Here is a 19,344-nt window from a genome sequence, read left to right on the forward strand (position 1 = left end):
TCACCGGCCGGCCCGGTGGACGGAAACCCGCGACCGGGGTCATGCCGAACCCGGCGGGGTCGTCCCGGGCCCCGGGGGGCGTCCCGGGCCCGGCAGGGTCAGACCGGCCTCGTGGGCGGCGACGGCCGCCTCCACCCGGTTGCGGACGCCCAATTTGGCGAGGACGGCGCTGACGTGGGCCTTGACCGTGCCCTCGACCAGGTGCAGCCGGTTCGCGATCTCCGCGTTGGACAGCCCCGCGCCGAGTGCGGCCAGCACCTCGCGCTCCCGTTCCGTCAGCCGGTGCAGCGGACGGAGGGGGTGCGCCGACCGGTGGGCCCGCAGGCCGGCGATGACCCGGCCGGCGACCCGGGGGGACAGGTACGCGCCCCCGGCGCCCACCGCCCGTACCCCGCTGAGGAGTTCGCGCGGGTCGTCCGCCTTCAGCAGGAAGCCGTCGGCGCCTTCCTCCAGAGCGCGGGTGATGTACGCGTCCTGCCCGAAGGTGGTCAGCATGATCACGCCGACCGCCGGCAGCTCCCGGCGGAACCGGGCCACCGCCGACAGTCCGTCGAGGCCGGGCATCTGGATGTCCAGCAGGACCACGTCCGGCCGGTGCCGGTGGGCGAGCGCGAGGGCCTCGTGCCCGTCGCCCGCCTCCGCGACCACCTCGGTGTGCGGGTCCCGCGCCAGGACGGCCCGAATGCCCGCCCTGACCAGGGCCTCGTCGTCCGCGACCAGGATCCTCACCGCTCGGCCGCCCGCCGTCCTCTCGTCCACGCGGACGAGCCTAGGCCGTGCGCCGCCCGCCGGAGATCGTCCCGGGGGACGAGGGCACCCCCGACGAACGGCGGGAAGCTCCTTCCCTTCGGCCGATGGGCGTGGCCCCCGCCCGCTCCTAGCGTCGGTGCCGTACGGGAACACGGCGGAGTGCCCGCCGGGTTCGTGGGCCCCCGCTCCCGTACGCCGACCGCGCCGCGCCGTTCCGGCCCGACGCGACGACCGACCGACAGCGAGGTAGTTTCCGTGATCAGCCTCAGAGGACTGACGAAACGCTACGGCGACAAGCTCGTCGTGGACGATCTGACCTTCGACATCCGGTCCGGCCGGGTGACCGGTTTCCTCGGTCCCAACGGGGCCGGAAAGTCCACCACCATGCGCATGATCCTGGGGCTCGACCACCCGACGCGCGGGCGGGCACTGATCGCCGGCCGGCCGTACGCCGATCTGCGCCGCCCGCTGCGGGCGGTCGGCGCGATGCTGGACGCCCGGGCCGTCCATCCCGCGCGCTCGGGCCGCGCGCACCTGATCGCCCAGGCCAGGTCCAACGGCATCCCGGTGCGCCGGGTGGACGAGGTGCTGGAGACGGTGGGCCTCGGCCAGGCGGCCCGCCGGCCGGCGGGAACGTACTCGCTCGGCATGAGCGGACGGCTCGGGGTGGCGGGCGCGCTGCTCGGTGACCCGCCGGTGCTGATCCTGGACGAGCCGGTGAACGGCCTCGACCCCGACGGCGTGCGGTGGATCCGGCGGCTCGTGCGGGACCGGGCGGCGGAGGGCCGCACGGTCTTCCTTTCCAGCCATCTGATGAGCGAGATGCAGCTGACCGCCGATCACCTCGTCGTCATCGGCCGCGGCCGGCTGCTCGACGACACCCCCATGGCCGATTTCCTCGCTTCCGCCTCCCCCGCCTCCGCACGCGCCTCGGTGCCCGATCCGCAGGAGCGGGCGGTGCTGGCCCACCGTCTGACGGCGCTCGACGGCGTGGGCGTGGAGACATCGGCGGACGGCACGCTCCTGGTCGAGGGCCGCACGGCCGCCGAGGTCGGGGACCTCGCCCACCACTGCGGCGTACGGCTGCACGGTCTGAGCGACGTCCGGGTGTCCCTGGAACAGGCGTACATGGATCTGACCGCGCGGAGCGTCGAGTACGTGACGGGCGGCCCCGCCGCGGAGACCGCGTACGGCGCCGACGGCGGGAGCGGCGGCGGCTCGGAAGGGGACCGGCGATGAGCACGACGACGCACGGCGGACCGGCCGGACCGGAGAAGACGGGGACGGTGGCGGACGGCTCCGGACGACCCGGGTCACGCGCGTACGGGGGGTTCGCGGGAGCCGTGGCCGCCGAGTGGAGCAAGCTGTGGTCGGTCAGGTCCGCCTGGCTCTGTCTCGCCGCGGGGCTCCTCGTCACGGGCGTGTTCACCTTCTACTACGCCTCGATCGCCCGCATCAACGGCCATCCGGTGCAGCCGGTCGCGAACGCGGCGGCCGCCTCCGCCGTGATCTCGCAGTTCGCCGTGGTCGTCCTCGCCACGGTCGCGGTCACCTCGGAGTACGCGACCGGGAGCGTGCGTTCCTCGCTCCTGGCGGTGCCACGGCGGCCCCGGGTCCAGGCGGCGAAGGCGCTCGTGACGGCGGCCGTCGCCTTCCTCGGCGGCGCCGTGTACGGGCTCGTGGGTACGGCGGTGGCGTGGGGGCCCTTCGAGGGGCGGGCCTCCTTCGCGGCGGGGACGGCCCTCGCGCAGATCCTCGGTCTGGCGCTCTACGAGGCGCTCGTCGCCGTGCTGACCGTCGGCGTGGCCTTCGCGACCCGGCACGCGGCCGGCGCCCTCTCCGTCCTGGTCCTGCTGCTGTGGGGGCTGCCCAGTGTGCTCCTCGGGCTCGGCGGCGAGACGCTCGCGGCCGTCGAGGACCGTCTCCCGTACGGGGCGGGCGACCACCTCATGCGGGCCGGCGCCGACGCGCCGTACAGCGTGCCGACGGCCGTCCTCGTCGTGGTGGCGTGGGCCGCGGCGGCCCACCTCACCGGCCTGTACGTGCTGCGGCGCAGGGACGCCTGAGGCCGGGCGGGACGGCCCGGCACGACCGCCTGCCGGGCCCGGGGGCCGGTCCCCCACAATCGGACGGAACACACCGCGCGGGCGGCGTGCGGCGAGCGCACGTGCCGAGACGACCGGAAAGGACGCCGATCCCTCATGCGGCATCTCCGCACACCCCCGGTCGGGCGCCTGCTCGTCGACGTGACGCTGTGGTCGGCGCTCGCCACCGCCACCTGGTACGGCTTCCGGGAGGCGGGCGCGTCCTCGCCGGTGACGGGCCTGCTGTTCCCGTCGGCCGTCCTGGCAGTGGCCGTACCGCTGTCCCGGGCCCGGCCGGGGGTGGCGGTGTTCCTCGCGAACGGACTGTGTGCCGTGGGGCTCGCGGGTTCCTCGACCCCGGCCAACGCGCAGGTCCTGTCGGTGGCCGTGCTGAGCTGTCTGCTGGGCGCCCGGGTCGTGCAGGCCCGGGGCCCCTCGCTGGTCCTGGCCGGATGCCTGGCCGTCGATGTGGCGGTGTGCGCCCTGCTGCGTGTGCCGCCGGTGTGGTGGTTCTACGCCGTCACCGTGCTGCCCGCCGCCCTGCTGCTGCCGTGGCTGGCCGGCCGGCAGTGGCGCGGCCGGCGCGAACTCGTACGGGAGGGGTGGCGGCTGGCCCGGAGCCTCGAGGAGCGGCAGCACCTCGTCGCGGAGCGGGCCCGGCTGACCGAACGCGCCGCCGTCGCCGCCGACATGCACGACTCCCTCGGGCACGCGCTGAGTCTGGTCGCGCTGCGGGCCGGTGCCCTCGAACTCTCCCCCGACCTCACCCCGCGCGACCGGGCCGACCTGGCCGAGCTGCGCGAGACCGTCGTGGACGCCGTCGAGCAGTTGCGGGAGACCGTCGCCGTGCTGCACGAGCCCCGCGATCCCGGTACGGCGGACGCCGCCGTACCGGAGACGGTGGACGACCTGCTGGCTCGGGCGGTCGCCTCCGGGGTGCCGCTGCGCTGGGAGCGGCGCGGACCGGCGCCCGCGCTGTCACCCCTGATCGCGCGCGGGCTGTACCGGGTGGTGCAGGAGGCGCTGACCAATGCCGTGAAGCACGCCCCGGGCGGCACGGTCCGGGTGACCCTCGACCACGAGGCCGACCGCACCCGGGTGACGGTGGTCAACACGCTCCCCGCGCCCGGCGCCGACGGGGCGGCCGGGGGGTCGGGTCGCCGGGGCCTGCCGGGGCTGCGGGAGCGGGTGGCCGTGCTCGGCGGCACGCTGACGGCGGGCCCGCACCGGGACGGGTTCCGGCTCACCGCCGTCCTCCCCCACCGGGCGCCGGACCGCCGGGCGCCCGGCGCGGGCGGTGACGGCTCCGCGACCGCCCCCGAATCGGCCGCACGCCTGGCGCGGGCCCGGCGCACCGCCCGCCGCCGCTCCGTCCTCGCCTTCGCGGCGCCGGTCGCGGCGGCGGCCTTCTTCGTCCCGGCCGCCGCCCTCCTGGCCTGGCAGCTGACGACCGGGGTGCTGCCGCCGTCGCGGTTCGCCCACCTGGAGCCGGGGTGGTCCCGTACGGACCTCGCCCCGCTCCTGCCGGAGCGCCCCTTCGCGTACCCGCCCGATCACGCCCGCTCGGCGCCCGCCCCGGCGGGGACGCGCTGCGATTTCTACCGCTCCGGCCGCGATCTGTGGGGGCCGGTCGACCTGTACCGGTTGTGCTGGTCGGGCGACATCCTGCGGAGCAAGGACACCCTGCCGGCGGAACCGGCCCGGTAGGCAGGACAGCCCGTCGACGCGCGAGGGCTCCATGCCGAGGGGGGTTCCGCGCTGCGAGGACGCCGACGGCTCCTAGGATTGCGGTGGCCGGGCGGACCGGGGGCGCTCGATGACCGGGGGCTCACCCCTGGGCCACGGCTCCGGACGGGTTCAGGACTTCTCGTCCCCGGCATCGGGAGGAGCCGACGCCGCCGCCCTTCTCCTGCGGTACGCCACCCCGCCGCCCACCGCGAGGAGGAGACCGGCCACGGCGGCCACCCCGAGCGCCGGGTGCTCGGCGAACAGCCTGACCAGCACTTCGAGCACGCCGAGGCCCGCCGTCGCGTAGATCAGCGCCCAGGCCGCTCCCCCGACGAACAGGGCGGGCAGGTAGCGGGTCAGCGGCATGCGCATGCTGCCCGCGAGGAGGTTGGCGACGGTCTGAAAACCGACGGTCAGGAAGGAGACGGCCACCACCGGTGCGCCCCACCGCTGGATCGCCCGTTCCACGCGCGCGAACTTGGCGGTCGAGATCCGCCCCGCGAGCCTGCTCCGCCGGGCCCCGGCCCCGGCCAGCCATCCGACGGCGAAGGTTCCTCCCGCCCGGAGCAGCACGATGACGTAGAGGGCGGCTGCCGTGAGCGCGACCTTACCCATGGCGCCTCATCCGGGGCGCCGGACCGCTGCCCGCGCCCCTCCTCGGCCGCCGTCGGGGCCCCGTCCCGGCGGCACCACGACGAGCCCGAGCCCGGTCTGCGTCTGTCACGTGCGCTCTACCTCTGCCCGTTCCGTCCGTCCCCTGCGTTCCCCGCGGCGGCTCCGGAACCGGTCCGACGCCGAGCCGGGCCCGCCCGGCACGGCCAGACTAACCGAACGCCCGTCCGCCCTGTACACGCCGTGGTGACGCGGCGGGCGCCGGCCACGGCGGGCTGTGCGTCGGAGGTCCGTCCCGCCGTGCCGACCTACGCCAGGTGGTGCTCGAGAGCGTGGGGCCGCTCGGCCGGCCCGGCTGCGCGCTCCGGGCGAGACCCGAGGTGCTCACGCGTCGGTCAGAGTTCCGGTGCGAGACCACGCTCGCGCAGCCAGGACAGCTGGACCGGCGGGTTGGAGCCGTACCCGCCGCCGTGGTCGCCGAAGGGCCAGACGGTCAGGGCACGGTCCTCGCCCCGGTAGTGGTTGTAGGCGGCGTACACCGTGGAGGGCGGGCAGATCGGGTCCATCAGGGCGACGCTGAACAGCGCCGGCGCGGTGGCCCGTTGGGCGAAGTGGACGCCGTCGAAGTAGTCGAGGGTGGCAAGGGTCCGTTCCACGCGCTCGCGACTGTGCCAGCGCAGGTACGCGGCGATCTCCGGATACGGGCCCTCCCCGGTGATCCGCACGGCGCGGCGGAAGTGGCACAGGAACGGGACGTCCGGCAGCGCCGCCGCCACGCGGTCTCCGGCGAGAGCGGCGACGGCGAGGGTCAGGCCGCCGCCCTGGCTGCCTCCGGCCACCACGATCCTGCGCGGGTCGAGGCCGGGCAGCTGGGCGACGGCGTCCACGGCGCGTACGCAGTCGGTGATCAGCCGCCGGTAGTAGTAGTTCTGGGGGGAGTCGATGCCTCGGGTCATGAACCCTCCGGCCCACTGGGTGCCGTCGCCCGCCGTCCGGTCCGGGGTGTCGTGGCCCTGGCCCCGGCTGTCGACGACGAGCTGGGCGTAGCCGGCGGCGGACCAGAGGAGGTGCTCGGTGGGCAGACCGCGGCCGCCGCTGTAGCCGATGTACGTGACGACGACCGGCAGCGGCCCCTCCGCGCCGCGCGGTCGCAGGAGCCAGGCGGCCACCGGCTCGCCGTTCCAGCCGGGGAAGCGCACGTCGTCGACGTCGACCGTGTGCAGCAGGTGCGCGGAGGTGACCCGTTCGGCCTTGACCGTCCCGCCGTAGGACCGGGCTTCGGCGAGGGTGTCCCGCCAGAACCCGTCGAAGTCGTTCGGAACGGTCAGCTGCGGCCGGTAGCCGACCAGCTCGTCGGTCCCGAGGTCGGTGAGCGGCATGGGGAGTCCTCCGATGGGAGTGTGGACGAGGTGGCGGGATTTCGCGGGTCCCGGGCACGGGAGTGGCGGCCCACCCGTCGGACGGGCCGCCGGTTCACGGGCGGGCGCGCAAGCGGTCAGCCGGCGCTGCCGGGGCTGCCGGGGCTGCCGAAGCGGAAGGCGGAGAGGCGGAAGTCACCGTGCAGGGTCAGGCGCAGGTCGTGCGCACCCTCGGGCGGGGCGTCCAGTTCGCCGGCGACGGTCCGCCACGCGTAGCGGTCGCCGGTGCGGGGGACGTCGAGCTCGGCCAGCACCCGGTCGCCCACCCGGACGACCAGCCGTGCCTCGCTCGATCCGGCGTCCTCGCGGGCGGTCTCCGCCTCGATCCGGACGGCTCCGGAGAGGTCGACGTCACGGAAGAGGAGCGTCCCGGGACGAGCGGGGTCGGTGGGCGTGACCGCGTCACCGTCGGCCCGGGTGGCGTCGACGAGGGTGACGTCCGCGTAGTCGTCGAAGTCGGCCGCCGGGGTCCGCCGGTCCACGACCGCCCGGGGCGCCGCGGCTGTGCCGGTCACCGTCAGCGGTGCTGTGAGGACCGGGTGGCCGGCGGAGCGGGCGACGATGATCTCGTAGGCGCCGGGATCGACGGTGAAGGCGGAGGTGGTGACGTCCCAGTGGGCGAGCCGTTCGGCGGGCAGGCGGAACGTCACCTCGCGCCTCGCCCCCGGTTCCAGGCGTACCTTGCGGAAGTCGGCAAGGCGCAGTCGGGGCGTCTCGTGACGGGCGTCCAGTGCCCGGACGTAGAGCTGCACCACCTCGCTGCCGGCCCGGGCACCGTTGTTGGCCAGGGTCACCGTGACGTCGACCGCACCGTCCCGGCCGGTGGACGACCGCGACAGCCGCAGGTCACGGTAGGAGAAGTCGGTGTACGACAGGCCGTGGCCGAAGGGGTAGAGGGGAGCGGCCGCGTGGTACTGGTAGGTCCAGCCCGCCTTGATGATGTCGTAGTCGAGCGGGGCCGGCAGCGGATCGTCGCCCCGGTACCAGGTCTGCGGGAGGCGTCCGGCGGGGTCGGCCTCGCCGAGGAGCACGGCGGCGAGCGCGTGGCCCGTCTCCTGCCCGCCGTGGGAGGTCCACACCACGGCGGGCAGGTGTGCGTCGGCCCAGTCGACGGCGAACGGGTAGCTGCTCATCACCACGAGCGCCGTCTCGGGGCGCACGGCCGCGACCGTGCGGAGCAGCTCCTCCTGCGTCGCGGGCAGGTCGATGTCCGCGCGGTCCTCGGTCTCACGGCCGTTGATCATGGGGTGGTTGCCGAGGACGACGACCGCCGCGTCGGCCGCCCGGGCGGCTTCCCGGGCCTCGGCCGCGCCGTCGCGCAGCAGCTCCCGCGTCCAGCGTTCGGCGGCGTCCGGGGTACCGGCGGTCACGGTGACGCGGCCGTCGGCCGCATCCACGGCGGCGTAGCGGCCGGTGAGCACGGAGCGCAGCAGCACCGTGTCCTCCCCGGCCGGTTCGAGCCGGAAGGTCTCCTTGACGAACCAGTTCTTGAGCACCTTCTGATCGGCCGCCACGGTGGCGTCGTCCTTGAGGCTCAGATATCGGCCGGCGTCGGCCGCGCGGAGGGTCAGCATGCCGCGGCCCCAGTCGGTCACGTCGAAGGCGCCCTTGCCGAGGAGTTCGCCGGTCGTGCGGGAGCGCAGCGCGATGCGGTCGGCGCCCTCGACCCGGGCCACCTCGCCGCCGTGGGCGCCGAGTGCGGCGGCGAGGCCGTCGGCGACGGTCACCTGGTAGGGCATGGTGCCGCTGTACCAGTCCTCGCAGAGCGTGTCGGCGAGCGGGCCGATGACGGCGATCCTGGGGGTGCGCGCCGGGTCCAGCGGCAGCAGCCCGTCGTTCTTGAGCAGTACCACCGACTCGGTCGCCGCGTGCCGCGCCAGGGCGCGGTGCTCGGGGCGGTCGACCGCCTCGGGGCCGATCCCGGCGTACGGGTCGAGGTCCGGGTCGAACTCGCCGAGACGGAAGCGGAGTTCGAGCTGGCGACGCACCGCGCGGTCCACGTCGGCCTGTGCGATCAGGCCGCGCTCCAGCGCCTCGCGCAGCCGGCCCACCGGCGTGGCGCTGTCCTCGTCGTGGTCGGTGAAGCTGTCGATGCCGGCCTTGAGGGCGGCGGCGTGGGCCTCGGCGTGGTCGTCGAAGTAGTGTTCCGGGTCGACCAGGTTCGAGGGGGCCTCGGCGTCGCTGACCACGAACAGCTCGTGGCCGGTGGGCCGCGCCCACCGGCGCAGCTCGGTCTCGATCAGCGGGCTGACGTGGCAGGGGCGGCCGTTGACGAGGTTGTACGCGGCCATGGCTCCGGTCGCGGCGCCGGAGGCGACGACGGGCCGGAAGGCGGCCAGGTCGTACTCGTGGAGGACGCGCGGGCGCAGTCCGGAGGAGGTCGTGCAGCGGTCGTCCTCGTTGTTGTAGGCGAGGAAGTGCTTGAGGACGGGAGCCGCCCGCAGGTAGGTCGGGTGGTCGCCCGCCAGACCCCGGCAATACGCCTCGCCGAGCCGGGCGGTGTGCACCGGGTCCTCGGAGTAGCCCTCCTCGTTGCGCCCCCAGCGCGGGTCGCGCAGCAGGTTCAGGACGGGCGCCCATGCCTGGAGGCTGTGGGGGCCGTCACCGGCGGCGGGAGTGCGGTGGTGGTGGAAGGCGCGCAATTCGACCGAGACGGCCTCGGCGACTTGGCGCACCAGGTCCTCGTCCCAGGTGGCGCCGAGGCCGACGGCTTGCGGGAAGACCGTCGCCACCCCCATCCAGGAGACCCCGTGCAGGGCCTCGCTGCCTGTACGGAAGGCAGCGAGGCCGAGCCGCGGGACGGCCGGCGCGTACTGGTGCAGCATCGCGATCCGCTCCTCGGGCGTGAGCCGTGAGAGCAGGTCGTCGACGCGCTTCTGGAGTGGCAGGGCGGGATCACGGAAATCGGGACGCTCGGATCCGGACGCGGACGCGGAACTCACGTGGAAACCCCTCGGGCGAGCTGGGTGCGGTGGCCGTTCGTCGAAGCGCTTCGACGGTCCCATTCGCCCCCGAGACCTGTCAATGAAAGCCGCAGAGAAACTGTTGGGCCATCAACTTCACCGGGCCCGCGAAACCGCGCCGTCGCTCGACCTTGCGGGGTCAAGCGGTTCGATGCCAGGCTCCGGTTCGCGCGTCGACGACCCGTTCGAAGAAGAACTCGTGCTTGAGGAAGGAGACGTCGTACTCGTGCCCCGGGTACGGCGGGATCAGCTGGGCGGCCTGGAACAGCCGCCAGCCGTCCTGCAGCGCGGCCACCCCCGTCTCGTACGGCGGCTCGTCACTGTCGCCCGTGGTCGGCGAGGTGCGGCCGGTGCCGTCGTAACGCGACCAGCCGACGACTGCGGAGTCCAGCGCCGAGCTCGCCAGGTACAGCACGAGCACCTGCTGCCGCGGCACCGGGGCGGCGATGGCGTCCTCGCCGTCCTGCGACGCGGGCGGGATCGCTTCGGCCGTCATGCCACGGTCCCCTTCGGGCGGTTGGAGACCCTGGTCACCCAGTGGTCGAGATCGAAGCCGTCGTCGCCGGTCAGCTCCCGCCACAGCAGGATGCGGTTGTACCGCTCCAGCCGGCCGGTCGCTCCCTCGTACCACGGGAACATGGCGTCCAACTCCGCGGCCACCCGCGGGTCGTGAAGGTCCGAGGTGTCCCACAGACGTCGTTGACGCACCCTGGGATTGAAGCGGATCTTGAACATGGAGCGGAGGGTGTCGCTGTCGTTGCGCCGGCCGGCGTGCCAGAGGCCGTGGTGCAGAAGCACCACCGTGCCGGCCGGGCAGACCAACCGGTCCTGACCGCGCAGGTTCTGGTAGCGGCCGGTGTCCGATTCGTTGATCCGCCGCAGATGGCTGCCCGGCACGCTGAGCGTTCCGCCCATCTCCAGCGTCACGTCCTGCGGGTAGTACATCAACTGGACGTCGAAGGCGTCCGGCCGGACGTCGATGATGGCGTCCCCGTGCAGCGCCTGCGCGGCGCCTCCGCGCGGCTCGCGCGTGTGCGCGAAGTGGTGGTCCACCCACGGGTCCGGGCCGACCAGGCTGCGCAGGGCCCCTGCCACCTGCGGCAGTTCCAGCAGCCTGCGGACGAAGGAGCCCTTCGCGTACGCGTCGGACAGCGGCGTCCCGTACGGCACCGGCGGCACCCCGTCCGCCAGTACCGCCAGGCCCTCGGCGTTCATCTCCGCCGGAACGACCGCGTCCAACCGCAGTGACCCGCGCGCCACGAAGCGCGCCATCTGAACCGAGGTCAGCAGTTCTTGCCTGTTCTCCATGACGGCCACGCTAGGTCCGGCCGCTGCGCGGCGCGTGGGCCGCGTTCACCCTCCACTGGTCGATTTTCACTGTGCCTTCCGCCGCCTCCGCCGACGGCCGCGCCCCGGGAGCGGCCGCGCCCGCCGTGGTAGAACACGTGCCCATGCAGACGGTCCTCGTCCAGCTCGACGAGCCCCCCACTCTCGCCGCCCTCGGTATCGGCCTGCACGGTCCGGCCGGCCAGGTGGACGTGTTCTCGCTGCCGGACCTGTGGCAGCTCCATTTGTACGGCTACGACGCCGACTTGACGGTCGACGGCACCGAGCACGCGATCCGTCCCGGGCGGGTCAGCCTGGTGCCGCCCGGAACCGAGGTGCGTTACCGCTACCGGGGCCGCTCCGAACACCTCTACGCCCACCTCCGCCTGGGCTCGGCGGGAGCGCCCCACAGCATTCCCGTGATCCAGGGCACCGGACCCGAGCTCGCCCCGCTCACCGCGCAGTTGCGGCAGGCACTGGCCGCCTGGCCGAACACCCCGGCCAGGGCCACCGCCGAGGTGTGGGCCGCCCTGTGGCGGATCGCACGACTCTCCCCGCCGCGGGAGCCGAGCACCCGGGCCGTACATCCGGCGGTGGCGGCCGCGACGGCCCTGATCGAGGAGCGGCTGGCGGAGTCCCTGACGGTGCCGGAGATCGCGAAGGCCGTCGGTGTGTCCCACAACCACCTGACCCGGCTCTTCCGCGCCGCCACCGGGGAGACCGTCGTCGGCTACATCCGGGCCCGCCGGATGGAACGCGCACGCCATTTCCTGCGGGCCACCACGCTCTCCATCCCCGCCGTCGCCGCCTCGGTCGGCATCCCCGACCTCCAGGCGTTCAACAAGGCCTGCCGCCGGGAGCTCGGGGCCTCACCCCGCGGCGTCCGTACCGCCGGTCCCGCCCCGCGTCACGACGACCCGGCTCGGTGGATCGGGACCGTCGGCGGCCCGCCTCACTCGATCGGCTCCCGCCCGGAACGGCCGGGTGGTGCTACGTGAAACGGGGACCGTCCCCGTGGTCGGGGACGGGGAGGCGCACGCCGGCCCGGAGGGCGGACTGGTGGGCGACGATGCCGGGGAGGGTGTAGCGGGCGGCGGTCCACGCGTGCAGCGCCGGCTGCGTACGTGTCGTGACCGCGAGGGCGAAGTCGTCGGCGAGGAAGTGGTGACTGCCTTCGTGGCCGTTGGGCGCGTGCGCGAACTCGCGCGGGAGTCGGGAGCGGTCGTGCACGGGTGCCGTACCGGAGGTGAAGGCGTCGCGCAGTTCCGGGGCGACGTGGGAGAGCGCCGGGTCGTCCGGTGTGAGGGTGGGTGCGGCGTGCAGGTGTGCGGTGATGTCGCGCTCGCCCTTCTTGTCCTGCCACAGGCTGACCGACCCGAGTTGTTCGAGGACTGCTTCCGTGCCGAAGTAGCGGAAGCGTGACTCCTTGCCGATGTATCCGACCCTGCGGAACTCGTTCGTGCGGAAGCTGCCGCCACCGGCGACTTCGAACAGGGCGGTCGCGTTGGAGAAGTCGTTGTCGAACTGGCTGATCTCGCGATCGAACACGCCGTCGCCGCGCTCGTCCGGAACGCCGATCGCCGACACGCTCACGGCGTGCGTCTGCCAGGCGCCGAGGACTCCGCCGATCGAGTGCGTGGGGTAGAGCAGCGGAGGGTAGCTGGCGGCGGCCTTCCAGTTCTCACCACCGCTGTACTTGTACGCGTCGTAGAAGCCCCAGTCCATGTCGTGGACGTAGTCGCCCTCCGCGTAGAAGATCCGGCCGAACGCCCCCGCGGCGATCTGGGCGCGCGCGTGGACGGTCGCCGGGTGGTAGTAGCTCGTCTCGCCCATCATGTAGATCCGGCCGGTCTCCTCGACCGCTGCGATGATGTCCTCGATCTCGGCCTCCGTGACGCCCATGGGCACCGCGCTGTAGACGTCCTTGCCCGCACGCAACGCCTGCGCGGCGAGGGGGCCGTGGGTCCAGCGCTGGGTGAAGAGCGCGACGGCGTCGAGATCGGAGTCGAGCATGTCCTCGAAGGAGGGGAGCGTACCGGCGAGGTCGTGCTCGGTGACGAGTTGTTCGGCGCGCTCCGGGATCAGGTCGGTGACCTTGATGTCACCGACGTCCGGGTGCAGGCGCCAGAGTTTGGCGAACGAACCGGCGAACTGGCCGGCTCCGACGATGCCGAGTGAGAACACGCGAAATCTCCATCAGGAACGTAGGAGTGGGTGCGAGCGAGCTGGTACCGGTCGCACGACGGTGCGGGCCGCGGCACTGCTTCCCGACGATAGGATCCGAGGACACGCGATGTCTGCGCCGTTTCGAAGCGAGAACTTCTTGGATCCTCAGGGTGCTCTGGTCGACGAACCCTCCTACCTGCGCGGGTGGTCCGGGCGCCCGACGCTGATGGCGGCAGCGCACCGGCACGACGACCTGGAGATCAATTTCGTGGCCGGCGGCGGGTCGATGCTCTATCTCTACGGCGGCGAACTCCTCGAAGTCGCGGTGGGCGGACTCGCCGTGTTCTGGGCGGCGATCCCGCACCAGTTGGTGGCGAGCCGGGCGACGTGCGTCCACTGGCTGCATGTGCCCTTCGACCAGTTCCTCGCCTGGGGGCTGCCCCGACCGCTGCTCGCCCGTGTGCTCGCGGGCGTGCCGATGATCACTCCCGCGGCCCGTGCCGACGCGAGCGATCCGGCGAAGTTCACCCAGTGGGCCGCGGACCTGGCCGCGGGCGACGACGAACTGCACCGCATCGCGATGCTGGAGATACAAGCGCGCGTCCGGCGCCTGGCACGGGCCACGGCCGGCGATACGGCACATCGGCCCGCCGGTGACGATCCGGCCCTGCGCCAGGCGGTGTCCATGGCGCGGTACATCGCACACCACTTCCGCGAGCCGATCACCGTCGCCGACGTCGCGGCGGCGGCGAATGTCCACCCGGCCTACGCCATGACGCAGTTCCGCAAGGTCGTGCGTACCACGATCGGCGACTACGTGAAGCTGTACCGGCTCGCCGAGGCACGCCGGTTGCTGGTGAGCACCGGCCTTCCCGTGAACCAGGTGGCCGCGGCCGCCGGCTTCGGCTCGGTCAGCCGTTTCTACCGGGTCTTCACCGACGCGTGCGGAACCACCCCGGCACGCTTCCGGTACGGACGCGGGCTCTGACCCACCCGGCGACGGCCCGACGCCACGGCGCATGACGGTGAGGCACGGGGTCGAAGCGCTTCGCCAGCATGGGCCCCTTGTCTCTCTCGAAACCTGTCCGTTACCTTACGGGCGGGGAGTGAAGCGCTTCGACAGTCGACCCGCCGCCGCCGTCCAGCCCCCGGGGTCGCGAACCGGGATCCGGAGCAACTCACGGAGCACTCCGCCCTCGCGCCGCCTCCGGACCCGCACAGACCGGTCGGAGCACGACTCGGCACCCCGTACCCGAGGAACCGCCCGGCACCGACTTCGAAAGGGCCGCCATGACCAAGGAACAGGGGATCTTCCACTGGGGGCACGAGGCCCTTCGCCTCGACCTCGTCCTCGATGACGACGGCAGCCCGCGCCTCACGCACCTCGGACCGCCCGGCGAGGCGCGGGGAGTCCCCGGCGCCTCCCTCCCCCTGGTGGAGGTGACGGCCGCGGGCCACGGCCGCGACTGGTCCGGCAGCCGCCTGATCGGCACCGCTCTCGGCGGGCGGCTGCGTCACCTGTCCCACCGCGCGGGCCGCGACGGCGACTGGCACACGCTGGCCGTGCGTCTCCACGACCCGGAAACCGGGCTGGTCGCGGAGGTGACCTACCGGTCGCCGGACGGCATCCCCGCGCTCCGCAGTGAAGTGACGCTGCGCAACGAAGGGCGGACCACCCTGCACCTGGAGTCGGTCAGCTCGCTCGTGGTGGGCTGCCTCACCCCACGGACACCGGCGGCCGTCGACGCCGCCGACCTGCTGTGGGCGGACAACGACTGGCTCGCCGAGTGCCGCTGGCAGCGGCAGCCGATGCGCCGGACCGCACCCGGCGTGAGCGGACGCGTGACGTACGGGCACGGCAAGGCCGGCTTCGCCCTCAACGGGCAGGGCACCTGGTCCAGTTGCGGGCACCTGCCCATGGGCGGCCTGACGGACCGGCGCACCGGCCGCAGCTGGGTGTGGCAGGTCGAGCACAACGGCGGAGGTTGGCGCTGGGAGTGCCAGGAGCACGACGGAGCCGCCTACGCCGCCCTGTTCGGGCCCACCAGCACCCACCACGGCTGGCGGCACGCCCTGGAGCCCGGCGCCGTCTTCCGTACCGTACCCGCCGCGCTGGCCTTCGGCGCCGACGGCGGCCCCGACTCCGCGTTCGCCGCGCTGACCCGCTACCGCCGCGCCCGGCGCCGCCCTCATACCGACCACCAGCGCCTGCCCGTCATCTTCAACGACTACATGAACTGCCTGATGGGCGACCCCACCACCGACAAGCTGCTGCCTCTGATCGACGCGGCGGCCGAGGCCGGCGCCGAGCACTTCGTCATCGACGCGGGCTGGTACGACGACGGTGACGGCGGCTGGTGGACCAGCGTCGGCGCCTGGGAGCCGGCCGCCTCGCGCTTCCCCGGCGAGAAGGGAATCCACGAGGTACTGGACCACATCCGCCGACGCGGCATGGTTCCCGGCCTGTGGCTGGAGCCGGAGGTCGTCGGCGTCCACAGCCCCATGGCCACGTCCCTGCCCGACGAGGCGTTCTTCCGCCGCGACGGCGTCCGCGTCACGGAGACCGGCCGGCACCACCTGGACCTGCGCCACCCGGCCGCCCGTGCCCATCTGGACCGGGTCGTGGACCGTCTGGTCGGCGAGTGGGGCGTCGGCTACCTCAAACTCGACCACAACATCGACCCCGGTTCCGGCACCAGCGCCCACCCCGGCGAGACCCCGGGCGACGGCCTGCTCGGTCACAACCGGGCGCACCTCGACTGGCTCGACGGCGTCCTCGACCGGCACCCGCACCTGGTGGTGGAGAACTGCGCCTCCGGCGGCATGCGCTGGGACGACGCCATGCTCTCCCGGCTGCAGCTGCAGTCCACCAGCGACCAGCAGAACCTTCACCTCTACGCCCCCATCGCGGCCTCCGCGCCCACCGCCGTCCCCCCCGAACAGGGTGCCGTCTGGGCATACCCCCGGCCGGAGGACTCCCTCGACGAGGTGGCCTTCACCATGACCAGCGCGCTGCTCGGCCGGATCCATCTCTCCGGCCGCCTTCCCGAGCTCGACCGGGAGGCCCGCGCCCTGGTCCACGAGGCGGTAGCGGTGTACAAGGCCATCCGCGCCGACCTGCCGCACGCCGTGCCGTCCTGGCCCCTGGGCCTCCCCGCCTGGGAGGCCCCCTGGATCGCCCTGGCCATGCGCACGCCCGCCACCACGTACCTCACGGCCTGGCGCCGCCCGGGAACCGACGCCACGGCGACGCTTCACCTGCCCCACCTGCGGGACACGGCCGCCCGTGTCGACCTGCTCTATCCCTCGGCAGGTCGGGCCGAAGCGATCTGGCAGCCCGGCACGGCCGAGCTGAGCCTGACCCTGCCCACCGCGCCGTCCGCCGTCCTGCTCCGCATCGTCCCCACGGCCCCCGGCGCTCCCTGAACCACCCCCTGCCACGCCACGACTCCCTCACGAACCGACGAGAGGACCTCTCGGGTGCCATCACCGCGCCGACGGGACCAGCGTTTCGCCAACCCCGTGATCCCCGGCTTCCACCCCGACCCCAGCGTCTGCCGCGTCGGCGACGACTACTACCTGGCCTGTTCCAGCTTCGAGTACTTCCCCGGCGTACCCCTCTTCCACAGCCGCGACCTGGTGCACTGGACGCAGATCGGCAACGCCCTGGACCGGCCGGACCAGCTGCGTCTGCCCACCTCCATGCCGTCCTCCGGCGGGATCTACGCCCCCACCCTGCGCCACCACGACGGCCGCTTCTGGCTGATCGTCACCAACTGCAGTGAGGGCGGCGGCAACCTGATCGTCACGGCCACCGACCCCGCCGGACCGTGGTCGGACCCCATCCGGGCGCCGGGCGTCCCCGGCATCGATCCCGACCTGGCGTGGGAGGAGGACGGCACCTGCTGGTGCACGGTCGCCGGGGTCTCGCAGGTCCGTCTCGACCCGTCCACCGGGCGGACGTACGGAACACCGCACCGGCTCTGGTCGGGCGGGCCCGGCGCCAAGGCCCCGGAGGCGCCGCACCTGTACCGGATCGGCGCCTTCTGGTACCTCCTCATCGCCGAGGGCGGCACCGAGCGCGGCCACGGCGTCTCGATCGCCCGCGGCCGTACGCCCACCGGCCCGTTCGAGCCGTGCCCGGCCAACCCGATCCTCACCCACCGCGGCACCGACCACCCCGTCCAGAACACCGGGCACGCCGACCTGGTCCAAGGCCCCGACGGCTCCTGGTGGATGGTGCTGCTCGGCGTCCGACCGGGCGGCGGCACGCCCGGCTGGCACGTGCTCGGCCGGGAGACCTTCCTGGCCCCCGTGACCTGGGTGGACGAGTGGCCGGTCGTCGGCGAGGTGGCCCTGGACCTGCCCGACCTCCCGTGGCCGCTCTCCCCCGGCCCGGCCGAGGGGCGGCGGGACGACTTCGACCTCGCCGCACTGCGACCGGCCTGGATCTCCCTGCGCGACCGGCCGGCCGAACACTGCACCACCCAGGAGCGCCCCGGCTGGCTGACGCTCCGCGCGCGGGGAAGCTCCCTGGACGAGCCCGACGTGGTGTTCACCGGCCGGCGCCAGCAGCACCTGGCCTGCCGGGCACGCACCCTGGTCGACACCTCGGAGGGAAGCGGTGGCCTCGCCGTCCGGCTCGACGAGCGGCACCACTACGCGATCGAGGTGTCCGGCTCGGAGGCCCGGGTCATCGCGCGCGTCGGCTCCCTGCGCACGGTGGTGGCCGTGCGGTCCGTGCCCGCCGGGCCGGTGATCCTCTCCGTCACCATCACGGAGCCGCCGGGTCCGTACGGACCGTGCACCGGCCCCGACGTCGTCTCCCTCGGTGTCGAGCAGCCCGACGGCGCGTGCACGGAGCTCGCGACCCTCGACGGCCGCTACCTGTCGACCGAGGTCGCCGGCGGCTTCACGGGCCGGGTCATCGGCATGTACGCCGCGGAAGGCACCGTTCGCTTCGACTGGTTCGACTACGAGCCCCTCGACGGCTGAACGGCCGGCACCCTCCCCTCGCCGCCCCGCACCGCGAGCGGGACCGCGCAGTCCCATTGAAGCGCTTCAACAGAGGATGGACACGGCACTGCGCCGGAGATAGGGTCGACGTACGTGTCACGCAGGAGCGATACGCGCGCCTGATCGAAGCGCTTCACAGGGCTGGGAGAGCTGATGGTAACCCTTGCCGAGGTCGCCCGGCACGCCGGAGTGTCGGCGAGCACGGTGAGCTATGTCCTCAGCGGCAAGCGGCCCATCTCCGTGGCGACCCGGCTGCAGGTCGAGCGGAGCATCCGCGAACTGGGGTACCACCCGAACGCGGGCGCGCGGGCGCTGGCCAGCAGCAGGTCGAACATCATCGCGCTGATGGTCCCCCTGCGCACCGACATGTACGTGCCGGTGATGATGGAGATCGCCATCGCGGTCGCCACGACGGCCCGGGCGCACGGGTACGACGTCCTGCTGCTGACCGGCGAGGAGGGGCCCGAAGCCGTCCGCCGTGTCACCGGCAGTGGCCTCGCCGACGCGATGATCCTCATGGATGTCGAACTCGACGACGAGCGGCTGCCGTTGCTGCGCGGCGCCGACCAGCCTTCCGTGCTGATCGGACTGCCCGCCGACACCTGGGGACTGACCTGCGTCGACCTCGACTTCAGGGCGACCGGCGCGCTGTGCGTCGAGCATCTGGCGGCGCTCGGCCACCGCGACATCGCCGTCATCGGAGAGGCCCCGGCGGTCTACGAACGGCACACCGGCTTCGCCGAGCGCACCGTTGACGGACTCCTGTCGCGCGCAAGGGAGTTGGGCGTCGGAGTGTTGCACCGGCCCTGCGGCGGCGGCTACGACGCGATCGCCGCCACCCTCACCCGCATCCTCGACGAGCGCCCGGGCACCTCCGGCCTCGTCGTGCAGAACGAGCAGGCGGTCGAGCCCTTGCTCGCCCTGCTGCGCCGGCAGGGCCGCGCCGTCCCCGAGGACGTGTCGGTGGTCGCGATCTGCCCGGAACAGGTGGCCGTCCAGGCCTCGGTGCCACTGACGTCGGTCTCGATCCCCGCGCAGGAGATGGGCCGGCAGGCGGTGGAGCGCCTGGTCGCCAAGATCGACGGCCACGGGAGCGACGAGGTCTCCCTCATCGCACCGGAGCTGACGGTGCGGGCGAGTACGGGGGCGGCACCCGCCGCCGCCTGACCACGGCCCGGGGACGGACCGTCCGCACCCTCGCCATCTGCTGGTGGACATGCCGTACTCCTGGCTGGGCTCCGATCCGGCCGTCGGCGCCCCGACGCTCTACGCGGCCGTCGG

The 19,344-nt window shown here is 73.6% G+C and carries 15 protein-coding genes; 8 read left to right on the forward strand and 7 right to left on the reverse strand.

The features are described 5' to 3' along the window. Positions 1 to 39: 39 nt before the first annotated feature. The gene (locus tag ACFY60_RS15845) at positions 40 to 723 is read right to left on the reverse strand and encodes a response regulator (RefSeq protein WP_388614721.1); all 684 of its coding nucleotides are present in this window, start codon (positions 721 to 723) and stop codon (positions 40 to 42) included. A gap of 282 nt (positions 724 to 1,005) precedes the next feature. On the opposite strand from ACFY60_RS15845, the gene ACFY60_RS15850 reads away from it, so the two are divergent. The 3 genes from ACFY60_RS15850 (at position 1,006) to ACFY60_RS15860 (ending at position 4,541) form a co-directional block, all read left to right on the forward strand. Continuing rightward, a complete protein-coding gene (locus tag ACFY60_RS15850) occupies positions 1,006 to 1,989 on the forward strand; it encodes an ATP-binding cassette domain-containing protein (RefSeq protein ID WP_388614280.1) in 984 nt (327 codons plus the stop codon). After that, positions 1,986 to 2,816 (forward strand): ABC transporter permease, encoded by an 831-nt coding sequence (locus ACFY60_RS15855; protein ID WP_388614282.1) that lies wholly within the window; start codon positions 1,986 to 1,988, stop codon positions 2,814 to 2,816. The genes ACFY60_RS15850 and ACFY60_RS15855 overlap by 4 nt, the downstream gene beginning before the upstream one ends. 135 nt (positions 2,817 to 2,951) lie before the next feature. Further along, positions 2,952 to 4,541 (forward strand): sensor histidine kinase, encoded by a 1,590-nt coding sequence (locus tag ACFY60_RS15860; protein ID WP_388614285.1) that lies wholly within the window; start codon positions 2,952 to 2,954, stop codon positions 4,539 to 4,541. A gap of 150 nt (positions 4,542 to 4,691) precedes the next feature. Here ACFY60_RS15860 and ACFY60_RS15865 read toward each other — a convergent pair whose 3' ends face one another. From ACFY60_RS15865 to ACFY60_RS15885, 5 genes are all read right to left on the reverse strand, one after another. After that, a complete protein-coding gene (locus tag ACFY60_RS15865; RefSeq protein WP_388614287.1) occupies positions 4,692 to 5,177 on the reverse strand; it encodes a DedA family protein in 486 nt (161 codons plus the stop codon). A gap of 392 nt (positions 5,178 to 5,569) precedes the next feature. Then, a complete protein-coding gene (locus ACFY60_RS15870) occupies positions 5,570 to 6,553 on the reverse strand; it encodes an acetylxylan esterase (RefSeq protein WP_388614290.1) in 984 nt (327 codons plus the stop codon). A gap of 116 nt (positions 6,554 to 6,669) precedes the next feature. Beyond that, the gene (locus ACFY60_RS15875) at positions 6,670 to 9,534 is read right to left on the reverse strand and encodes a glycoside hydrolase family 3 C-terminal domain-containing protein (RefSeq protein ID WP_388614293.1); all 2,865 of its coding nucleotides are present in this window, start codon (positions 9,532 to 9,534) and stop codon (positions 6,670 to 6,672) included. Positions 9,535 to 9,694: 160 nt separating this feature from the next. Beyond that, positions 9,695 to 10,051 (reverse strand): hypothetical protein, encoded by a 357-nt coding sequence (locus ACFY60_RS15880; protein WP_388614296.1) that lies wholly within the window; start codon positions 10,049 to 10,051, stop codon positions 9,695 to 9,697. Then, complete coding sequence (locus ACFY60_RS15885; protein ID WP_388614299.1) at positions 10,048 to 10,863, reverse strand: phytanoyl-CoA dioxygenase family protein; 816 nt, start codon at positions 10,861 to 10,863, stop codon at positions 10,048 to 10,050. Before ACFY60_RS15885 ends, ACFY60_RS15880 begins: the two co-directional genes overlap by 4 nt. Before the next feature lie 143 nt (positions 10,864 to 11,006). Here ACFY60_RS15885 and ACFY60_RS15890 point away from each other — a divergent pair, with 143 nt between their 5' ends. Next, positions 11,007 to 11,879 (forward strand): helix-turn-helix domain-containing protein, encoded by an 873-nt coding sequence (locus ACFY60_RS15890; RefSeq protein WP_388614724.1) that lies wholly within the window; start codon positions 11,007 to 11,009, stop codon positions 11,877 to 11,879. Here the strand turns inward: ACFY60_RS15890 and ACFY60_RS15895 are convergent. Next, complete coding sequence (locus ACFY60_RS15895; protein ID WP_388614302.1) at positions 11,872 to 13,065, reverse strand: Gfo/Idh/MocA family protein; 1,194 nt, start codon at positions 13,063 to 13,065, stop codon at positions 11,872 to 11,874. The genes ACFY60_RS15890 and ACFY60_RS15895 overlap by 8 nt on opposite strands. 139 nt (positions 13,066 to 13,204) lie before the next feature. Here ACFY60_RS15895 and ACFY60_RS15900 point away from each other — a divergent pair, with 139 nt between their 5' ends. From ACFY60_RS15900 to ACFY60_RS15915, 4 genes are all read left to right on the forward strand, one after another. Beyond that, complete coding sequence (locus ACFY60_RS15900) at positions 13,205 to 14,035, forward strand: helix-turn-helix domain-containing protein (protein WP_388614305.1); 831 nt, start codon at positions 13,205 to 13,207, stop codon at positions 14,033 to 14,035. 302 nt (positions 14,036 to 14,337) lie between these two features. Beyond that, a complete protein-coding gene (locus ACFY60_RS15905; RefSeq protein ID WP_388614307.1) occupies positions 14,338 to 16,473 on the forward strand; it encodes an alpha-galactosidase in 2,136 nt (711 codons plus the stop codon). Between the two features lie 54 nt (positions 16,474 to 16,527). Beyond that, positions 16,528 to 18,042 carry a glycoside hydrolase family 43 protein gene (locus ACFY60_RS15910; RefSeq protein ID WP_388614310.1) on the forward strand — a complete coding sequence of 505 codons (1,515 nt, stop codon included), beginning with the start codon at positions 16,528 to 16,530 and terminating at the stop codon, positions 18,040 to 18,042. A gap of 174 nt (positions 18,043 to 18,216) precedes the next feature. Continuing rightward, positions 18,217 to 19,230, forward strand: coding sequence for a LacI family DNA-binding transcriptional regulator (locus tag ACFY60_RS15915; RefSeq protein WP_388614312.1), 1,014 nt, complete (start codon positions 18,217 to 18,219; stop codon positions 19,228 to 19,230). Positions 19,231 to 19,344 lie beyond the last annotated feature (114 nt).

Origin of the sequence: Streptomyces sp. NPDC012827 (assembly GCF_042900905.1) — a bacterium.
In the GTDB taxonomy this organism is placed as follows: Bacteria; Actinomycetota; Actinomycetes; order Streptomycetales; family Streptomycetaceae; genus Streptomyces; species Streptomyces gulbargensis.

What these genes read in the sequence shown, in the direction of transcription:
- ACFY60_RS15915 (WP_388614312.1), top strand. Translation starts at nt 18,217, where the DNA reads ATGGTAACCCTTGCCGAGGTCGCCCGGCACGCCGGAGTGTCGGCGAGC.
- ACFY60_RS15905 (WP_388614307.1), top strand. Translation starts at nt 14,338, where the DNA reads ATGACCAAGGAACAGGGGATCTTCCACTGGGGGCACGAGGCCCTTCGC.
- ACFY60_RS15890 (WP_388614724.1), top strand. Translation starts at nt 11,007, where the DNA reads ATGCAGACGGTCCTCGTCCAGCTCGACGAGCCCCCCACTCTCGCCGCC.
- ACFY60_RS15880 (WP_388614296.1), bottom strand. Translation starts at nt 10,051, where the DNA reads ATGACGGCCGAAGCGATCCCGCCCGCGTCGCAGGACGGCGAGGACGCC.
- ACFY60_RS15865 (WP_388614287.1), bottom strand. Translation starts at nt 5,177, where the DNA reads ATGGGTAAGGTCGCGCTCACGGCAGCCGCCCTCTACGTCATCGTGCTG.
- ACFY60_RS15870 (WP_388614290.1), bottom strand. Translation starts at nt 6,553, where the DNA reads ATGCCGCTCACCGACCTCGGGACCGACGAGCTGGTCGGCTACCGGCCG.
- ACFY60_RS15885 (WP_388614299.1), bottom strand. Translation starts at nt 10,863, where the DNA reads ATGGAGAACAGGCAAGAACTGCTGACCTCGGTTCAGATGGCGCGCTTC.
- ACFY60_RS15855 (WP_388614282.1), top strand. Translation starts at nt 1,986, where the DNA reads ATGAGCACGACGACGCACGGCGGACCGGCCGGACCGGAGAAGACGGGG.
- ACFY60_RS15860 (WP_388614285.1), top strand. Translation starts at nt 2,952, where the DNA reads ATGCGGCATCTCCGCACACCCCCGGTCGGGCGCCTGCTCGTCGACGTG.